2 protein-coding genes are annotated in these 2,100 nt (G+C 61.2%); both read right to left on the bottom strand.

The annotated features are described in order from the left end of the window. Positions 1-179: 179 nt before the first annotated feature. A complete protein-coding gene (gene mcrC, locus AC5Y7V_RS31300) occupies positions 180-1,232 on the bottom strand; it encodes a 5-methylcytosine-specific restriction endonuclease system specificity protein McrC (RefSeq protein WP_064257655.1) in 1,053 nt (350 codons plus the stop codon). Beyond that, positions 1,229-2,100 (bottom strand): AAA family ATPase (locus AC5Y7V_RS31295; protein WP_499883782.1); only part of this gene is annotated, 872 nt, incomplete at its 5' end. The genes mcrC and AC5Y7V_RS31295, both read right to left, overlap by 4 nt.

Raw genomic sequence — 2,100 nt, 5'->3', positions numbered from 1 at the left:
TGCGCTGTACGGATGTGTCACAAAGTTCGACAAGGTCGGCGCCGATGACGTCAGCCCGCGGTGGATGTCGATCAGTGCCCTGCTCTCCGCCTTACCTGCCGCCGCCGAGAGTTCTTTGTGGTGGAAATACGGGGTTGGAAGTCAGCTTCGATGCATTACGTCCTTGTAGGAACAATGTGTTAGTTCTGAAGCCATGTGACGATGTCTTCGAGCTGAGTGCTGAGTTCGTTCCATGGACGGTTGAGGTCGAGTGTTCGAGCGCCGATGCGGTTGCCTTGGACGACGACGTCCAGTCCGGGCTGCGCAGGTGCTTCGGTACGCGCATAGAGCAATAGCCCGCTGACCGAGCCGTCGCGGTTCACGTCGGCGTTCTTCACGTACGTCAATACTTGGTACAGATTGGTCGAGTGGACAGTCGGCTTGCCCCACATCCCGGCCTGCATCGATCGGCCGTAATATTTCGCATCAATGATGAGTGCCCGGTGTCCACGCCGCAGTGTGACATCGGTGCGCATTGCCGGGAGCTGTTCGGCTCCGAGTGCGCCTGCATCGTCGTAGTCCCACTTGACGGTGGAGCCGGTGGGGGAGAGTTCGGGGTGGTGGACGATGTAGTACTCGCGCAGGAATCGTTCATACAAGCTGCTCATCGCGTCGTCCGAGACCCATGAGGTGAGCTTGGTGCTTCCGGCATCCTGTGTGGGGAGGAGCCCGCGGACGATCAGTTCACAGACACCGAGCAACAGCCGGTATGTGGCGTTGGCGCGGTGGTAGGTCAGCGTGCGCCAGCGGATCGATGTCGGCGCGATCAGCGTCACCGCGTCCAGGTATGGCAGAAGCCGACGCAGCGCAGCCCGGCGGGGCGCGGCGACATCACCGTGGCGGAGGAGTAGGACGATGACCGACTTCAGCGCCCTGTTGTGGGGCGTGTCGAGCTCGTACTCGTCGAACTCGCACACCAGCCTTCCTCGGAACGTAGAGCGAGTGGCTGCGGTGCGAGTGATATCGATACGTCCGCGAATGGTGGCGAGCGCTTCGCTGCGGTGCAGGTAGTCGCGATGAAGACCGCGCTTGACCTGTGTGCCGACGCCACGCACGAGAATTTCCGCGAACAGATCGTGAAGATGGTCGAAGGCCTCGGCCGCGATTCGGTCGTTGCCTTCGCTGCGGATCGCTCGAAAGGCATAGGCCATCATCACGTACACGTTACGGATAGCGATGGACCTCTCGGTCATGCGACGGCGGCCCTGAGCCTGCTGGCCCACTCCTCGGCCGTGGTCGGCTCGTCGAACCAGTACTCGTCGAGAAGGGGGATGAGTTCGTCCTCGACCACCGAGTACAGCCATTCATCGTCGGTGGCGCCTTCTGGAGGGCTGGAGAGGAAGCTGTGTCCGATGGCGAAGCCCTGGCCGAGTGCGGGGTCGTCGGCGATGGTCTTGTTGAGGTCGATGACCACTTCGACGAGGCGGTCGAGGGTGGGACTTCCAGCGTCTTGCTGCCAACGGGTGAATCCGGCAGAGTGGAAGCCCGGGGTCATCTCGAAAAATCCGAAGCGACGACGCAGTGCGTAATCCAGGACGGCAAGGCTGCGGTCGGCGGTGTTCATCATGCCGATGATGTGGACGTTGGTGGGGACGGAGAACGTCTCGTTCTTGTACAACAGTCGGAGGTCTTGTCCGCGTTTGTCGGCTTCGATGAGCATGAGCAGCTCGCCGAAGATCTTGGAGATGTTGCCGCGGTTGATCTCGTCGATGATGAAGAAGTACGGCCGGTCGGTGTCGTCGGCGCGGGCCTTCTCGCAGAAGCGATAAAACGGCCCTTCAGTGAGCGTGAAACCACCGGTCTCGGTGGGCCGGTATCCCATCATGAAGTCCTCGTACGAGTAGCTCTGATGGAACTGGACCATCTGGACCCGACTCGGATCCTTCACCCCCATGATCGAGTATGCCAGGCGCTTTGCGGCGAAGGTCTTCCCGACACCGGGCGGGCCAGCGAGGATGACGCTCTTCTTCCGCGCCAGCAGAGAGCGCAAACGTTCGTATCGCTCCTCCGGCAGATAGACCTCCTTGAGGAATGCCGTCTTGTCGTAAGCCGGAAGTGGCG

Source organism: Mycobacterium sp. NGS34 (assembly GCF_059812845.1).
Note: the sequence above shows the minus strand (reverse complement) of the source record. Positions and strands in the feature narration are given on the sequence as shown.